Origin of the sequence: Agromyces sp. Root1464 (assembly GCF_001427265.1) — a bacterium.
GTDB classification, from domain to species: domain Bacteria; phylum Actinomycetota; class Actinomycetes; order Actinomycetales; family Microbacteriaceae; genus Agromyces; species Agromyces fucosus.
In genome coordinates this window covers 1,700,300-1,717,423 of the sequence record NZ_LMFU01000002.1, presented here as the reverse complement: position 1 = coordinate 1,717,423, position 17,124 = coordinate 1,700,300, and the positions used below count along the sequence as shown (strand labels likewise).

The window sequence follows — 17,124 nt, the reverse complement described above, 5'->3', positions numbered from 1 at the left end:
TGCTTGGCCGATCGGCCGACTGCCGGGCGATGCTGCGGTGATCGGCACTGCGAGGCAGGTCACGAGAAGTGCCGACTTGCGAGAGTGAGCACAGCGGACAAGCTTCTTCACGTTCCCCCCAGCGGTGTTCGTCCTGTGTGCCGCGAGCACTGGCGCCTTCTCTGCATACTGGATGCCAGTTGCCCGAGTGGAGGTCTCGGCGCGCCGATTACAGCGGGATAGTCGACGTGTCGCGACTGAGACGGATGCCGCGTCGGCGGTCGACGCGGCGGCGGCGACATGGATGGGCGGTATCCTCGGCGGCCTCCTTCGGAAGCATCCTCGACGGCATCTTCGACCGACCTTGGGACTCCTGCTGGCGCCAGCGTAGCTGTCAACGAAACGTTGACACGCGGGTCGCGAACGCCGATCGTTGGATTCACCATGGCCGGTTTTCGGGTCAGATGTCTCCGGGTCGGGCGCACACGAGGTGCGTCTGAACTCGCGGTTCGCGACGCCGACCTGGCGAAGCAGGCCGGATCCGCCCTGGTCGCCGCCGACGAACGCGTGCGCGTCGCGGGCGACGATCTGGGGTTCGCCGAGGCGGAGCTGGGGCCCGACGCGACGACGCAACTGCGCGAGACGCTCGTCGAAGTGCGCACGCACCTGAACGACGCGTTCCGACTGCACCGGCTCAATCACGAGGCGACGCCCGGCAGCGTCGACGAGGTGCGCGCCCGCAACCTGCGCATCGTGCAGCTCTGCGAGTCGGCTGAGGATGAGCTCGAACGGCACACCACCGCCCTCGCCGAACGGGCCAGGCGAGCACGGCGCACGCCCGAGATCGCCGCCGCCGTGCGAGCCGATCTCGAGCGCCTACGCGCCCGCATCCCGAACGCCCGCGACACCGTCGATCGGCTTGCCGCCAGGTATGCCCGCGAGGCGCTCGCTCGAGTGGACGGCAACCCGGCGGAGGCCGGTCGACTGATCGGGTTCGCCGAGCACAGCGTGGCTGTGGCCGAGGTGCAACATGCTGCCGGTCACCGAGATCAAGCGAGCGTCGCGCTCGAGGCATCCACTGCATCGGTGCAGCGGGCAGCGAGCCTGCTCGATGCGGTCGAGACCTTCGAGGTCGAGGCGTTGCGAGCGGAGTCGATGTTGGTGGCGCTCGTCGAGGAGTGCCGTCGGGACCTCGCGGCCGCAGTCGAAGAGCCGCGCTCTCGTCGCGTCGCGGATGTGGTCGGCGAGCTGCAGGCAGCACTCGCCGCCATCCCGCAGGCTGGGGTGAACACCGACCCGTTCGCCCACCTGAGCCGACTGCGCGAGGCGCGCGCGACGTTGGTTGCCGCCATCGCAGCGGCCCGCGAGCGCGCGACGGATCTGATTCCGCTCGTGGACAACGTGCACCATGCGATCAGGGACGCAGACCGACAGCTCGATGTCGCCCGCGATGCCATCGCCGCTCACCCGGGCTGGATCAGCGCCGAGGCGCTCACGAGATTGGCCGAGTCCGAGCACGCCCGCATCGATCTCGGCCACTTCCTCGGTGGCTCGGCGGCGGCGGCCATCACGGCGGACCAGGATCACCGCGAGCAGGTGATCGCGGTGGCCGGGCGGGTCGCGTCGCTCGCGAGCGAGTCGGTGCGCCGAGCTCGGTACGACATCGAAGCGTCGCGGCGTCATGCGCGACCGCTCGGGTCGCGTGGCCGGGCCGGATCGCTCACGGACGAACGACCGTCTCCGGATGACTGATTCGAGTGCCTCGTGGAGTTCGTGAGCGGCGCGATTGAGCGTGCCTGAGCGGAGGGTTCTCCGGTGGTGGCAGCTGTGGGGCGCGGTCATCGAAACTCACAAGAGCTGGACGTTGTCCTGATAGTCGAAGTGCGTCTTCACACTGTCGGAGACGTTTACGTTCTGCAGCTTGCTCGACACAGGCGTGAACCCAAGGAGCCCCGCAGCAGCCTCTCCTGCCTGCGCTGTCCTGTAGACGACCTTCAGGACATTGTCGTTCGTCGAGTGATAGCCATACACGACCTCGTCGACAGCGGATGTCAGCGAGTCCCAGTTGCTCTTTGCACCGATAGCAGCGCCGAGCAGGTGGGCAGACCGGATTCGAGGACCGCCTGGCTTGGTGCCGAGGGACTCAGCGGCGACGACCATCACCCGTGCTCCGAGGCTGTGACCGATGAGCACGTAAGATTCCGCGTCGGTGCGAGCCAGCAGATCACCGACGATGACGCCTGTCTTGTCCGCGCGGCTCTTGGCCACGTGCCATGGATTCTTAGCCAGGTCGGCGGCGATCATCGCCGGGCCGACGACGTTTCCGAGGAACTTCGCTCCAGCTTTGGTGCCAACAGCTGCTGCTGCCTTAGCAGTGGCGACACCTCCGGCCTTCCCCAGCGCATTGGCTCCGAGTACACCGAAGTCGCGGAGTTCCTTTGCGCCCCACCAGACGCGGTAGACCGGGGAGTCCGGATACCGCTCGTTGACGATCGTCTTCCAACTGCCCCACTTGTCACCCTTGCCGTCGGTGAGGAAGCCGTTGGCCACGAGTACGGGCACCCCGCCCTTGCCGGGTCGGAGCAGTTCGATGCGGAATGACTTGTCTTCGCGAAGGTATGCGTTCGCGACAGATGCACCGAGCGCACCACCGACAGCAGCGCCGACCGCGGTGACGACGGCAGTGCCACCGGCCATGCCGAGGCCGCCGGCGGCGAGGCTGCCCCCGCCGAGGAGCGCTAGTCCGTGAGAAGTCGCTGCGGCGCCGGAGAAGCCGCCAAACATGCCGAGCGAACCGATCGCGCCACCGATGGCTGGTGCCGCAAGGAATGCAAGTGGGATCGCAAGCCCCACCGCGAGGGCGCCTCCCACGGCGAGCTTGGATGCCTTATCGAGATCGGGCTTGTCGTACTGGAGGAACTCCTCGTAGTCGTGAAGCTCGCCGATCGTGCCCTGGGCTTTCTCGAAGCCCGGGATGTCGTGGCGATGCTCGGCGCAGAACTGCGGGACACGGATTGCGCCGCGTCCCCGCACTGCCATGTTGTCGCAGCCGACCGCGACGCACGGCAGAGTCGGAGACCCGCATCCCTGACAGACATACACAGGAAGTTGACCTGCCGGACGGTTGGATTTTCGATGCTCAGTCTGGAAGAAACACGACGAGCACCACCCATGCTCGACGTCGAGCAGCGAGACGTCGTCAGCAACGTCGGCGATCCACTGCGCAGTCTTCGCGTAGGCCTCGGCCTGTTTCTGGGCGATCCGCTTCGTCTCCTCCACCAGCTTCAACGCCGCTTTCTGCTCGGTCGGGTCGGCCAGACTGAGCGCGCCAGCATTCGACGTCGTCCGCGCGGTGTACCAGGTCTTCGCGTAAGCCCACATGTTGCTACGCAACGCAGGATTGCCCTCGAGGACGCCACCGCCGTCGACGGTCGGCTCCAAATCAGTGAGCTCTCCAACCAGCGAAAGCGTCGCTCCCTGATCCGAGACCACATCTACTTTCAGTCGTGTTCCGTCGAGGACGTGAGCATGGAGAGAGCCGGGCATGGCTAGATCGTCCCACAACCGCAGACACGAGACCGCGCACGCCGCTCGCGGTTAGAGACGAGGTCGATTTGGCTGCCACCTGGACGACAAGCCGACCAACGCTCGCGCACCTCGACCGACGCCTATGGGCGTCATAATTAGCTGGGCTGCCGACTCGTGTAATTTGCGCGAGAGACCGGCCCAAATGAGTGGAGTGCAGTTGTTTCGGTATGTCGACTTGTTCGCTGGATGCGGCGGGCTCTCGCTCGGGCTTGAGAACGCTGGCGGGAAATCGGTCCTCGCCGTCGAGAAGTCAGACATGGCGGCGCAGACTTACTACCGGAACTTTATCGACGCGGATGTCGATGCTGACGACTGGCGTCGCTATCTCGAGCAGTCCTTGTCGAAGCAAGTTCGTTCCGGGCTCGTGGTGAGCGAGCTACGGAATGTCCTCGATGCTCGAGGGCTCGACCTCTCAGATCTCGAGATTGACGTCGTCGTGGGAGGTCCGCCGTGCCAGGGCTTCTCCCTAGCCGGCCGCCGAAACCCAGCCGATATGCGCAACAAGCTCCCGTGGGAATTCCTCGAGTTCGTGGAGAGAACCAGGCCCAGGGTCGTGGTGATCGAGAACGTCGTCGGAATGTCGCGATCGTTCGCAGGCTCCCCTATGTCAACGTTCCAACAAGTCCAGATGGCGCTGCAGGACACTGAGCCGGGGTACGTCGTCCAAGGACTTGCGGTTAATGCCAAGCACTTCGGTGCACCGCAGCACCGGCCTCGCCTGATGATTCTGGGAGTTCGGAAGGACCTAGCAGAGACGTTGGGAGTCAGCGCGTCTGAGCGCCCATGGGTGTCGGGTTACATCGACGAAGTAGAGCCGATTGCTCTCTCGCCGGTGCCCACCCTCCGGAGCCAAGATGAGCGCACAGTCGGCGATGCAGTCGGTGACTTGCTCCTCCAGCAGGAACAAGTTGGAGGGAACTCGTCCTATCGTGACACCCTCGCTGGGCTTCTTGTCCCGGCCAACGGATCGACCAAATCCGACGGGATCGCAAACCATGTTCCTCGGAAGCACACAACGCAAGTCATCGGTCGGTTCCGCCTTTACCAGTGGCTCTCGCGGGAGGGGATCTCGCACCGGGTTGTCGGTACTCTCAACTACGGGACCACTGACGCGAGCGGCGCAGCGGCAGAGCAGTTGCGAAGAGCGGTGTATCCCGCCGTTGCGCCCGACGGCACAGTCCTGGCAGCGGACGCGGAAGAGATGCAATCGGTGATCCGGTCATTTGCTACCCGAAAGCACTCCCAGAAGGCGCTCCGCTGGGATGAACCCGCGAAGACCGTCGTTACCTTGCCAGACGACTACGTCCACCCAAGTGAACCTCGAATCCTGACGGTTCGTGAACTCGCCCGCTTTCAAGGGTTCCCTGATGACTTTGTGTTCATGGGTAGGGAGACAACTGGGGCGCATCGCCGCCGGTTCGAAGTGCCTCAATACTCACAGGTGGGTAATGCGGTGTCGCCATTCTTGGGGCTCGCCATTGGCAAGCTGATCGATAGGCTGGTCGACGACTCACGCGGGGGCAGCGAGCCAGAGTCAAGCGAGTAGGGGAATGGGCGACGCGCATGTCACCACTGACCGGGACTGAGCAGGGCATCGTCGATTCACTCGAGGCCCATGGGATTGACTACGCCATCCTCGAACCCACTTCCACGGGATTGCGCAAGTCAACACTTGATGCCACCAAACCAGTTCGCGCCTTCTTGGCGCGTCAGGGCCTACATGACTATTCGGTCCAGAAGCAGGGAACTGAGTTCAAGCGACATCTGCCAGCGGTATTCATCCGCGAGGACAAAACGGCGTCCCCGACTCATGCGAGCGTCGTTCGCCCGAGGAGCGGGAATGGTGACCCGCGTATCTGGTTCCCCGGACTCAAGGATCACTGTGCGCCCGGCGAGAAGGTCGGGCTCGTGAACGCCGCTGGTGAACTCCGCGTCTTCAACATCTCAAGGGGAGTCATGATCGATTTGGATGATGGTGCTGCGGGCAACGCTGACACTGATGGCGCGGGGCGATGGGCCCTGCTTGCACGCCTGTGGGAGCGATCGACAGGAGGGCGAGACGTCGCGGCCACGCCCGCCAACGCCAACGATGCGTTTCCGGCCGCTCGCCGCCCGGCTGGTGTAGCCGAAGGCATAGATTGGTTGCGCTCTACCCCGCGAGCACTTGGCACGGCGCGACTTCTCTTCTTGGTTGGAGGTCCGGGGGCGGGCAAGTCCCATGCTGCGGCCGAAGCCGTTATGGATCTCCCACGGGTAGACGCCCAGGACGACGGACTTGCCCAGCGGGCGTATCGCTACTCGTGGGGGGAGCGCGAATTCCTCCTGATCAACGATGCGACGATCACGAGCGACCGTTACCGTCGGGCTCCCCTTTCTCGTGAGATCGCAGGCATTGTCGAATCAGGTTCGCTTCTGATGGCGTGCATCAATCGTGGCGTTCTCGTCGAGGAAGCAGCCGCGCTTTCGTCATCGAACGCGACGGTCGGCTCCGATGTCGTGCGTTGGTTGCAGTCGGGCGAGTCCTATGCAGAGGCGCTCGAAGACATCGACGAGGTGGATGGCCCTGTTGTGATATCCGGTCAGGAGACCTCATACCTCCGTACCGCCACCGTTCACTTTCAAGACGAGGTCATCGCTGACATCGTGGTGGTCAACGTGGACTCGTGCTCCCTCCTTGAAGCAACGCCAAGGGTGTTGGTGGAATCAGGTCTGGGTGGCCTGCGGACGCTTGTGCCCGATAGCTACCGCATCGCGAAGACCATCAAAAGGGATGGCTTGCATGCCGACGGAACATCGGGGGGCCAGCTCTTCGAGGCCGTTGTCGCTGCCCTCATGGATGCGTCGAGCGATGATGTGCCCGAGGGCTATTTCGACCCATTTGATGCCAATATTCAGTCGATGGCGTCACGCCAGACTCAGTCCGGCGTCTTGACGTTACTTCGTGCCTCCGAGATCGTGTCCGGATCTACCTATACGTTCCGGGATCTCTGGGGAGCACTTTCGCGCTGCATCGTTGGAGCTGCATCAAGCGAGTACAGTCACGCTAGCGCCCGAGGTCTTATCCATGAACTCCAACCGGCGTCAGCCGATCCCGTGAAGCGGTTCGACGAGATTCGAAGACTGGCGCAGTACCGCTTCTCCCAGGCTCTCTTCGGGGTTGGCATGGACCTCCCCGAGAAACCCAGTGATCCCCGGAACAACCCGGTTACACGCCGTACAAGTGCCGTGGATCCCGTCATCGACACCGTGCCAGGGGAGTTCTCCGTCGAAGAGCCCAACGCCGGTTGGGCGACGCCGATTGTTGATGCATTCTCGGGGCCGTTAACGAGTGGATCGCCCTTAGAATCACTCGTTCGACTCCTCGATGACAATGATTCGTTCATCGGAGTCGTAACTGACTTCGACCGCCGGCTGGACCATGCATTTGTCGAGGCCGTCAGCGTTCCGCGCCTCTCGGATCCAGTGCGGGAAGGATTGGTCGCTTGGTATGGGCGCTACATAACTCGGCTGTTTGCGGTTGCTCACGGGATCTCGGCCTTCAGACGGGAGATCTCCATGTGGACGCTCGCATGGACGATGGCTTCTGAGCTTGCCACGGCTTCCGAGCTTCCGACGCTTCTCGAGAACCAACTCAAGACTCTCGTAAGGCCGCCCCGCGACGGTCAAGGAAGCAACCCCCTCATTCCTCTCCTTGGTAGTCGGGCGGAGCCAATCATCGGTGACGTCGTGGGGGCCAAGCTGGCGCTCGCAAGTGGACCATTCGACTTGAGATCAAGTAGGGAGGGAGAGGAGCTCTACTTCTGCGTGGTCGAAGGGGCCACGAGCTCGCCTCGCATAAGGCTGGACTTCGCGCTCGTAAGGCAGGCGCAGAGCTGCACAGGCGGTTGGATCGGTGTGACAGAGGTAGCGGATGCCACGTCGCCAAGGCTAGAGAGATTCCGATCCACTCAACTCGTCGGCGAGCGTGGGCCGTTCCGCGAGAACTTCGTTGTGGTCGCGGGTTCGGCCGAGTACAAGATCCAGGCAGGAGCTTGACATGACCTTCCACTTCGTGCTGCTCGGGCTCCGTCGCCCCCAATATGTTGCGCTCCCCGAGGCGTTCATCAGCGATCTCGCGTGGCGAGCATTTCCGTTGGACATCGCCACAAACAGCGAGAAGCCCGTGGGCTTGAGGTACAGAACCGACGATGCCGGGACGAAGGTTCTCGAATATCGTCAGACTGCACCGACCGGTGAGCTCGTGGGAAGGTTCGGTGGGGCCATCCTTCAGAACGGGATCGAGGGAGAGGCATCGTCCGAGCTCATGGGGCAGGCGGTTGCGGAGAGCGTTGATGGCCTCGCCGCATCGAAGGGGTCCTCCCGAGCCGTGAGTCCGCTGACGCCAGCGCTCGCGCTTCTCCAGAATACGAGAGGCCTCATGGGAGTTCGAAATCCCCCCGGAATCGCTGAGATCATCGAGCAGATGTACGCGATGGGGCGGGAAGACGACGTCGATGGGCCGGAGGCGATCCGGTCCGCAACGGGTGACTGGATTGCTGCGAACCAACGGCGCATGGATATCGACCCACTGCTCTTCGCGATTGATGCGGCCACGTCGAGTGTGCTGCTTCGGAAGGCATTGGGGGATCGAAGCCCAGCTCCCCTGCCCGTGCGCGCTGACTTGGGCGCATCCGATGTTATGTCGCGCCCCGGGGCAATGACGCCATTTGGTTGGTTCCGACGCGCGTGGCAGACGCTCACCAGCGATGAATGGGTCGATGCGTTGCCAGCACGAACATGGGCAGACTGGGCCACGACCGTGCTGAGGCTCGCGTACGGTCTGGGCTACCTCTGGGAGTCTGCTTGGTACGAGTCGGTCGCACGTCGCATCCTCCTGGATCGTTCGCCCATAACTCCGCAGGGGGTAATCGAGAACATGGACGACGTCGTGCCGTGGCGATCCTCTCGCCTCGGCGTAAAGGACCGGGACGTCGCTCCATTGCTGATGAAGCGGTCCTTTCGCGCAGATCGAATCCGGCAGGCTCTCCGCGAGAGGATCGCTGTACTCGGGCTCGACGAGGAGTCGTTTGCTACGACGATGTCCGGCCTTCAGGGCGACGGCGAGACGCGCCGAGTGCTCAAGGCGGTCCTCCGCACGGACGAGAGACCGTCTTCCGGCAAGAATCTCTGGGAGGCATCGCGATACGCGCTCATGACGCGTGCTACGGACGGCAGCCAGCCGGATTACTTCGGCCTGCTTCGCAGTCGGGGTCGATTCCTCGTGCCAGACCCAGGAACTGAATGGGTCGCAGTCGTGGCAAGCCTCACTTGTGGCTCGCCTGGTGGTATGGCAACTGTGGCGGAGATGCTGTGGACGCTCAGCGCCATGGGTGTCCGCCCCGAACTCTCTGACCTCGTCGAACTGCTCGAGCGGGCCGGCCTTGCTCGCGGAAGCGCCGATGCTGACCAAGCCGTGCTCATTCAGGCTGCGTACTAGAAAGGCCCGTCGTGGAACAGAATCTACTCGCAATGGCCCTAGCGGATGTCTTGTCCGATCGAGATGGCCTTACCGCAGCGTACTTGCCGGAGGGCGTTGCTCTTGATGAGGCGCGGTACATCGCTAAAGCAGCGAACGATATTCGGCCGAGCTCACCGCCATTCGCGGTTGTCGTTGCGCCGGAGGTCTCGTCGGGTGCGCCGGGCGACGTAGTCGTTGTTACGTCGCAGGACCTTGTGAAATACAGAATTGATGATCGCCTCGCGATTGTGGTCGGCCGTCATCCCGAGCTAGCCTCCATCACGACAGCGTTCAGCGAAGGACTGGCTCAGTCGTTCCCTGATGAGGACTTGAGCGGTGGAAGCAGTCTTCTCGAGAAGGTGGCGGATTCTGCGCTTCGAGCCGTCATCCAAGAATCCGGCGCTCGAGTCCCGATTGCGGGCGTTCTCGATGAGGGCGCCGCGATCTTGGCGGCGGTGCTTCGTCAACTACGGGCCCTTCATGCGGCGGTCGGAGATGCCGGTGCGCAGCGCTGGAACGCACGTTGGTTCCGACACGTCGACGCAGGATTGTCGAACCTGGCGGACGTTGTTCGGTGGCACCTCCTGAAGCTACCTTCAAGCGATCTCTCTTTGGTGCTTTCCCAGTTTGCCTTCCCGTCGTTTGGTTTGCCGACCCCGGCGAACGGTCGTGACATAGCTGGGGGCTCTGGTGACCGAGTGCTCGAAGCACTTCGGGATTGGTGGGAGAGCGAAGAGAAGGTGGACCGCTCGCTCGCCTACTTGGAGGCCGAAGCGGGTGCTCGCCACCCGGTCAATGAGATCGAGTGGGTCGGTCTGGATGAACGAGTTGCAGCGTTGGACGACGCGGTGTCGGCTTGGTTTGCCACCGTTGCGACGAGCGTGGAGTCAATTACGGCTCTTGCGCAGCTCTCTGAACGGCAGTTTCTTGCACCCGCCGGCATTCCAGCGAAAGATGCGCTTCCTTTGGTCATCGAGACTGTCGATGGCCAGACCCTGAGCACGGACAACAGCGAGGCACCTCCCTTCATCGTTGCGGCAAGCGGCAACGGCGATGCTTATCAGACGGAGGAGCTGAGAATTCGCATCCCCACAGCCGCGCCTACAGGGAATGCAGCGGCCGCTTCTGGGTTATCGATTGCGGTTTCAACAAAGGGTGCCCACTGGGACGGCGCAATTGCGCAGGACGATGATAGCGACCACCTGATAGTCCGGGGGCGATTCGTGTTGCCTTCGAAGCTCGCTGGCAAAATCACTGCCGTGCGGGCCCGCCTTGTGATCCCGCATGGGGATGCTCTGGAAGGATTGGTTCCTCCGACGACCGACGCACTCATGTACGTCATACCAGCGGAGACTCGTGGGCTATTCGCGGTGCAGCTCGATTCAAAAAAGCGTCCCGGCCGCGTCGGGGCGAACCTTGTTGTTGGCGACGGCGATGGCCCGTGGATCGCCGAGCTTGGCGCCTACTCCGCTCAGCACCGTCTGATCGCCTGGGCATCGGAATGGTCCAGGGTCGTCCTGGAAGGTCGGACAGTCGCGCCTTGCGAAGGACGGCCGTGGCTCTTCATCGCCGATTTCACTCCTCAGCCGGTCACACTCGTGCAAATTGATGGCGAGGAGCTCGAGCTTCATGCTGCGACGCCAAGCCGGCCACACGCTTCTCCACTGCTCGCGGCGATCGAGAAAGAGCAGCCGTCCAGCGATCCGCTCGATCATGCCGATACGGACTCGGTGCGCGGAAAGTACGAATCCGCCAGCCTCAACCTCGCGTCAGATCCAGATTGGCGCCGCAGTCACGGGCATGTCGTTTTGTCCTCGACTGACCCAAGTTCCATCGACAGTATGTCCCTCGAAGCAGGCGTGCTTGTACCGGACGGCGTGTGTTCCGCCTGGAAAGCACTCGTAGCGTTCTCCGTGCCTAAGGAACTCCTCGAAAGCGAGGAGGCGGAGGCGTTGATGAGCGCGTTCGATGCGTTGGACCCGTTCGGTTTCGCAGCTGACGAGGAACTCTTGCAAGCTGCCCGCTGGCCATCCCGTTACCCTCGACGCCGACTGTGGGGTGAGAATCGGCACAAGCTCGTTGGTTATCTCAGGGCGTATTCCGGCCTCATCGAGCGCGCGAAGGAGCTCGATGACCCGAGCGGCGTCTTCTGGGCCACGTACCCATTCTCGACCAGCGTTTGGTCCTTGGAGCCGGGGAATGTCCGGTGCGAGTCTGTTCTCTTGAGCCCGCTACATCCCTTGCGACTCGCATGGCTTGCAGCCGTGGAAGCGACCTTCTGGGAGACCGACGACGCGCGCCAACTCGCAGGAACCGTGCAGGGCCACGGATACCCGTTGGTCGGGCCGAACCCGTACGTGTCAGGTGGAATGCTTGCGGTACAGGCCGATGGCGGAACCGATCAGATCTTCGCCGGTTGGGCGGTTCTGCTCGCTGCATCGACAGAGGGTCCCTCGGCGCTCAAGGCGCCCGCGCGGATCGGTGGCTACCCTGCGCCGGGGACTGCTGCGAGTGGACTGAACGGTGCGGCCGTCGATGCGGCATTGCGGACATATCGGCGCATGAACCCTCACGTTTCCACCTTGACCCTCGATCTCGGGTCCGATTCCCCGGCTCCGCGTGTCGCGGAGATTGATCAGGCAGTTATCGCGGTGCTCGACGCATGGTCGAAGCAAAGCGGAGGGCGGCTACCCGGCGGCGCACGTGTGCTTGACTCCGCTCACCGCACAGGGTCTGGTCCGCGTGACGATCTGACCGCCTTAGTGCGCGCCCATCCAGGCATGCCCCTTTCCTGGGCACGGTATCTACCCATGCCCGGCAAGACCGAGCGATGCAATGTCCGGATCTTGCAGGATGCTGGGGTTCAGGTCAGGGTCACTGCGACTACCTCGGTGCGGAACGGCACGATGGGCGCCATTCCTCTTCGCAGGTTTGACGCATCCGTGGGCCTGATCGGATACGGCGGTGCGACCATTTCCAGTCCGGGTCTGGAAGCAGGAATTGGATGGGAACCGCTGACGACGGCTTTGCGACTGGTTGAAGGTTCACCGTCAATTACGTCGAGGTTGATCGGATCGTTGCTCGTGGATGATCGCGCGGACTGGACGGTCTCCGGCGAATCGATGCTCACACCTGCCGCAATCTCCGCGCTCCTCCAGCACGATGATGGCGCGCGAATGCTCTGGGAGTGGCGTCCTCCCATCTTCGAACGGAACCTTGGCAGCTCCACCATCGAGCGGAAGCCATACGTGTCTGTCGCTCGTGTGCCCCAGAGCTTCCAACAACAACTGCGGGGCATGCTCTCACTAGCGCGGGGTGAGGAGGCAACGTTGGCTCAGGTAGCCGACCTCCTCACGCGACTCGGCTCGAGAGGAGTGGGCCTGTCGTCGCTTCTGGCGATGGGCGGGACTCACGCATCAGGCGCCCTCGGCTTCTATCTGGCTTTTGCCTTGGTTGATGCAGCACCGGTCAGCGGCAAAGACAGGCTCGTTCTCCCGATCGATGCCTCTGATGCGTTCCTTCGGATTCTGGCACCAGAAGGGACCTACGCTGGCGATCGGCAGCGCGCAGATCTCCTCATCATCGACGTCACGGATGAAGACTTGACTTTCACTCCCGTCGAGATCAAGTTCTACGGTCTGGGAACTGAGGCACGCAATGCAAGCTTGCCGACCCCCGAAAGCGCAGCATTTGGCGAGCCTTTGGCGCAGCTTGCGTCGACGACCGCGCTGCTGAAGGCGATCGAACGCAGGGCACACGAGTTGCCTTCAAATGAGTCGGAAGGGGAGCAAGCGCTCTGGTCGAACGGACTTGGTTCACTCGTCGAGGCCGCGGCGAAGCTTTCCAACAATGGGGTGAACGCGGCCACATGGCCGAAGCGTCTCTCGTCCGTGATCATGGGACGCTCGCGCTTCCGAGTTGGCAAGCCGTTGGTTCTTTACTTCAACCATGGGGCGGCCTTCCCTGACGGCAGCCGGTACGAGGCGTTTCGTCGCGAGCACCTAGCCGGCGATGCACCACTCGCAGAGTTTGGCGCACTTGTTGCCGACTCGGCAACGACGCTCCTCCAGCTTGACCAAGACGACAGTGCGCTCGCCGGCGAGTGGCAGGGGCTACTTGATTGGGCGTCCGAAGCGACCGCCCCTGCACCGGTGCCAGCACCAGAGGGTGTGCCTGCCGCAGAACCCCAACCGGTTCTGCGTTCAGAGCTCACGACCCACACGGCTCCGATTCCGGGACCAATCCCTGAGCCTGATCGCCAACCGGCGCCGGAAGTGAAGCTGGATCCCGCGCAGGAGGCGAAGCCGGGTCCCGCACCGGAGCCTCGGCCCGAGCCAGACCAAGGGCTGCACCCCACGCCCTCAGCGGTCGACCTCGAAGGAATCCGATTCCCGGTTGGACGCCTGGTCGACTCGATCGGCACAGCCTCAGCTGAATTCTGGCCGAGCAATACCCAACTCAACCAGATGAACATAGGAGTAGTTGGTGACCTTGGTACGGGGAAGACCCAACTTCTGAAGTCTCTCGTTTTTCAGCTCAGGCAAGGGGCAAAGCGAACTCAAGAGAATCCGCTGTCGTTCCTGATATTCGACTACAAGCGGGATTATCAAGAGGAGCAGTTCTTAGACGCGGTCGGTGGTGAAGTACTGCGCCCATATAGGATCCCGCTGAATATCTTCGCGCTACGCGAAGGGTTCACCCCTCACTCTGCCCTGCAGCGGGCGGCAATGTTCACAGACGTCGTTACCAAGATCTATGGCGGCGTGGGACCCGTTCAAGCATCGAACCTCAAGAAGGCGATATTCGATGGGTACTCGGGCTTAGATCACGTTGCTCCGACGCTTCCGGAAGTCTTGGAGGGCTACCTTCAGCTGGCTGGCAAGCCTGACGCAGTCAGTGCAATCCTCCAGGACTTCGTATTGGCGGACATCTTCTCTTCGGACAAGGAGCAGCTGCTTCCGTTCGAAGAGCTGATCGAAGACACCGTGCTCGTGCTTGCGCTGAGCGATCTAGGCGTCGATCAGCGCGGGAAGAATGCGCTGGTGGCGTTCTTCCTGAACATGTACTACGACTACATGCTGCGATCCACGAAGTGGAAGTTCCGCGACGGAGATCCTCAACTGCGTCGGCTCAACTCGTTCCTGCTCGTGGACGAGGCAACAAACATCATGGCGTACGAGTTTCCAGTGCTCATGCAGTTGATGTTGCAAGGGCGCGAGTTCGGCTTTGGAATCATTCTGGCCTCCCAGTTCCTCTCCCATTTCAAGACGAGCAGCGTGAACTATGGTCAACCCCTTCTCACGTGGTTTATCCACAAGGTGCCGTCAGTGTCGATAAAGGAGCTAAATCAGCTTGGGGTAAAAGGTGCCGTTCCTGGCGTTGAGGACCGAATCTCGATGCTGCCGGTTCATGACGCGCTGTACTCCTCTTTGGACTACAACGGAACCTTCATACATGGGACTCCGTTCTACCAGCTTGTCCCACCGGTGAGTGAAGACGGATCTGGCATGTCGGACGGAGAGGTCGTCGACTAGCCTTCTCCTTGGCGGCTTGTATAGGCCGTAGACTGGGACTAACGGTGATGAACGATCTTCCGTCGCCGGGCACGAGTGGGCTTAGTTGGGCGAGTTCGCCGGCCCGTCGACGAATCATGCTCGGCAACCGACGCCGCGACACCGCGCCTGAGCTTCGGGTGAGAAGGCTCTTGCATAGTCTTGGGATGCGATTTCGCGTCGATTACGCACCACAGCGAGGCCTGCGTTGTCGAGCAGATATTGTCTTTACGAAAGCCAAGGTGGCTGTGTTTATCGATGGGTGCTTCTGGCATGGATGTCCTGAGCACTATCGGCCGCCAGCGACGAACCCCGACTACTGGCATCCAAAGATCGAGCTCAATCGTGTCAGGGACGCGAGGAACAACCAGGCCTTGACGGAGGCTGGATGGACTGTCCTTCGTTATTGGGAGCATGAGGATCCAGCTGTGCTAGCTATGGATGTTCGGCGCACCTATCTCGACAACCTTCGTGGAATGGAACATGGTTCGCTCGCTGGCAGCGGATAACGGTGACGTCCCGCTGAGTGGTGGAGTATCTCGACACCATGCGGGTCAGTTCAGCTTAAGCTGCGTTCAGTTCGGGGAGGGCGCTTCCTCGATCCGTCAGTTCGAGCATGGATGCTTCGCTAATGACGGCGCTCATCGAATTTCCCCAGAGTTGCTCGTCGAATTTCCCCAGATCGCGTGGGTAGGTTAGCGCAGGTTCGTGCTCGTGGTGATGCGTCGGAGTTCGTCGGCCGCGGCCATCGACGCGACGCCCAACCATCCGTTAGTGACTAACGACCACCACCATCCGCGCTCGTTGGCGCCGACCTCGATCAGTGATGGGCTCGACGTACTCAGGCGCGGGAATCGGTCCCGGCTCCGCGGGCCTTATACCCCCAAGAAGACCGACTCTCGGTGCCAAGACAGAAAATCTGGATGGGGTTGGTCCACGGCTCGTTTTGGCGAGGCGAGTGGCATTCCGATGCGGTCGTAGTACCAGTCGCCGTTTCCGAAGCGTTCCCGCAGCTGATTGCTCACCATGAGGCCACCGACGTCATCGAACGAGATGTATCCGCGGTCGTACAACGTGTGCACGTCGCTTCGAAGAAGAAGCCCGTTGTCCAGACGATGCTCGCCGCCGCTCGAATAGGCGCGTATGTGTGCCGCCTCGAGGACGGGCCGCACTCGATATCCGGTCAAGGCGCACTGATGCCCATACGCATCTGAAACCATGGCCCGGAACGCGCCCTGGCCCAAGCGCGGAATGACGGAGCGGGCGGCTGCTCGAATCGTCCCCAGGACGATCTGTGCTACCTCGTCCGCATGTGGATCCTGGCGCGGATCGAAGTACGTGATGATGGCTCGGAGAACTGGGTCTTCTGGTGCTCGGTTGGAAAGATCGAAGTAGTTGCCTTGCTCGAATGTGAAGACCGTCGGGTCGATTGCGAGATCGACGTACTCGTCCGGCGAGAAGAAGCGTACGTGGTGGAGAAGAGTCGTATCGACGTCGGGATCCTCGTTGGCGTTGAGCGGTCTCGCGACGAGTTGTTCATACGCGGTCCGTAGCTCGGCTGGCGATCTTGCTCCACTCGCAGCTCCGAACCATTCCCAGAGCTCTGAAAGGGTCATCCTCGATCGACCCGAGAAGAGCCCGCCACCGACAGCGATGCGATGCGATGAGCTACTCCCGGTCGTGGCCATGATGATCGGTTCTCCAGGCCCGACTGGGGATATGGTGCTCGAATCTCCGGCCGCTCGCCACAGGACGAACTCCTCGACCGCCGGTCCCCCAGCCAATTGGCGGGCAGCAACTTCAACGTCGATCGGAGCCACAAAGGTCCCGTATCCGGCGTCCTTCGGCCAGTCGGTAAGCGGCGTCGTCAGCGTGTCGGGGGTCGTGCCCTTCACTAGGGCGGATGTGAATGATGAATCAGGGACGACCTCGCCACCGCCCTGCTTGAGTGCTGAGAGGCGGAAGGCTTCGACGAGATCGGTTGGAAGTGCGTCGAATTCGACAGGACCGAGTTCTCTCAGGGGGGTTACATCGAACCGAAACGGGTACTTTACGGCCTGATTCGCGACCTCATCCGGCCAGTGCAGGAGTCCTTCGGTTCGAATCGATGATTCTGCGCGGAAGACCATGATTCGGGCCAAAGCCCCTTGTGCCCAGATATCGACGGACTTGCGTGGGCTGGCACCAGCTGTCGGATGGCTGAAGCCCGTCCCGATGAGCACGAGTGTTCTCGGCTCTATCTCTGCGTAATTCGGTCGCCATTTCGTGAAGCCCCATCGGCGGGTACGAACAGCGAACTCGAGATTCTGCTGACCCAGGCCGTTGCTCTGCAGATAGATCGCAATGACTGCCATGGGTGCCTCCCGTTCAACAGCGTCTGAGACGGATGCTACGGCAGGCGGCCACAGTGATGTGAAGTCCCACATGGAGTAGGCCAGCGACAACCGAATGTCGGCGGCCCCATCTAGCGTCGGAATCTTCGGCCACGGCTGAAGTCAGCTAGGGGCA

Annotated in this window: 8 protein-coding genes; 6 read left to right on the top strand and 2 right to left on the bottom strand. The window is 62.1% G+C overall.

Going from position 1 to position 17,124, the window contains the following annotated elements:
• The first annotated feature begins 423 nt into the window (after window positions 1–423).
• Window positions 424–1,731, top strand: a complete 1,308-nt coding sequence (locus ASD23_RS13535; RefSeq protein ID WP_056011537.1) for a hypothetical protein — start codon at window positions 424–426, stop codon at window positions 1,729–1,731.
• 96 nt (window positions 1,732–1,827) lie between these two features.
• Here the strand turns inward: ASD23_RS13535 and ASD23_RS13530 are convergent, their stop codons facing one another.
• A complete protein-coding gene (locus ASD23_RS13530) occupies window positions 1,828–3,525 on the bottom strand; it encodes a DUF726 domain-containing protein (protein WP_082571440.1) in 1,698 nt (565 codons plus the stop codon).
• 184 nt (window positions 3,526–3,709) lie between these two features.
• Here ASD23_RS13530 and ASD23_RS13525 point away from each other — a divergent pair, with 184 nt between their 5' ends.
• From ASD23_RS13525 to ASD23_RS18655, 5 genes are read left to right on the top strand one after another with little or no spacing between them, the layout of a single operon-like run.
• Window positions 3,710–5,113, top strand: coding sequence for a DNA cytosine methyltransferase (locus ASD23_RS13525; protein ID WP_157377095.1), 1,404 nt, complete (start codon window positions 3,710–3,712; stop codon window positions 5,111–5,113).
• 17 nt (window positions 5,114–5,130) lie between these two features.
• Window positions 5,131–7,602 carry a hypothetical protein gene (locus ASD23_RS13520; protein ID WP_157377094.1) on the top strand — a complete coding sequence of 824 codons (2,472 nt, stop codon included), beginning with the start codon at window positions 5,131–5,133 and terminating at the stop codon, window positions 7,600–7,602.
• A 1-nt stretch (window position 7,603) separates the two neighbouring features.
• The gene (locus ASD23_RS13515; protein ID WP_056011529.1) at window positions 7,604–9,043 is read left to right on the top strand and encodes a hypothetical protein; all 1,440 of its coding nucleotides are present in this window, start codon (window positions 7,604–7,606) and stop codon (window positions 9,041–9,043) included.
• An 11-nt stretch (window positions 9,044–9,054) separates the two neighbouring features.
• Window positions 9,055–14,598, top strand: coding sequence for a hypothetical protein (locus ASD23_RS18905; RefSeq protein WP_157377093.1), 5,544 nt, complete (start codon window positions 9,055–9,057; stop codon window positions 14,596–14,598).
• A 47-nt stretch (window positions 14,599–14,645) separates the two neighbouring features.
• Window positions 14,646–15,125: a very short patch repair endonuclease gene (locus ASD23_RS18655; RefSeq protein WP_082571439.1), complete on the top strand. Its 480-nt coding sequence runs from the start codon at window positions 14,646–14,648 to the stop codon at window positions 15,123–15,125.
• Window positions 15,126–15,491: 366 nt separating this feature from the next.
• Here ASD23_RS18655 and ASD23_RS18650 read toward each other — a convergent pair whose 3' ends face one another.
• Window positions 15,492–16,970 carry an HNH endonuclease gene (locus ASD23_RS18650; protein WP_162248752.1) on the bottom strand — a complete coding sequence of 493 codons (1,479 nt, stop codon included), beginning with the start codon at window positions 16,968–16,970 and terminating at the stop codon, window positions 15,492–15,494.
• Window positions 16,971–17,124: the final 154 nt, after the last annotated feature.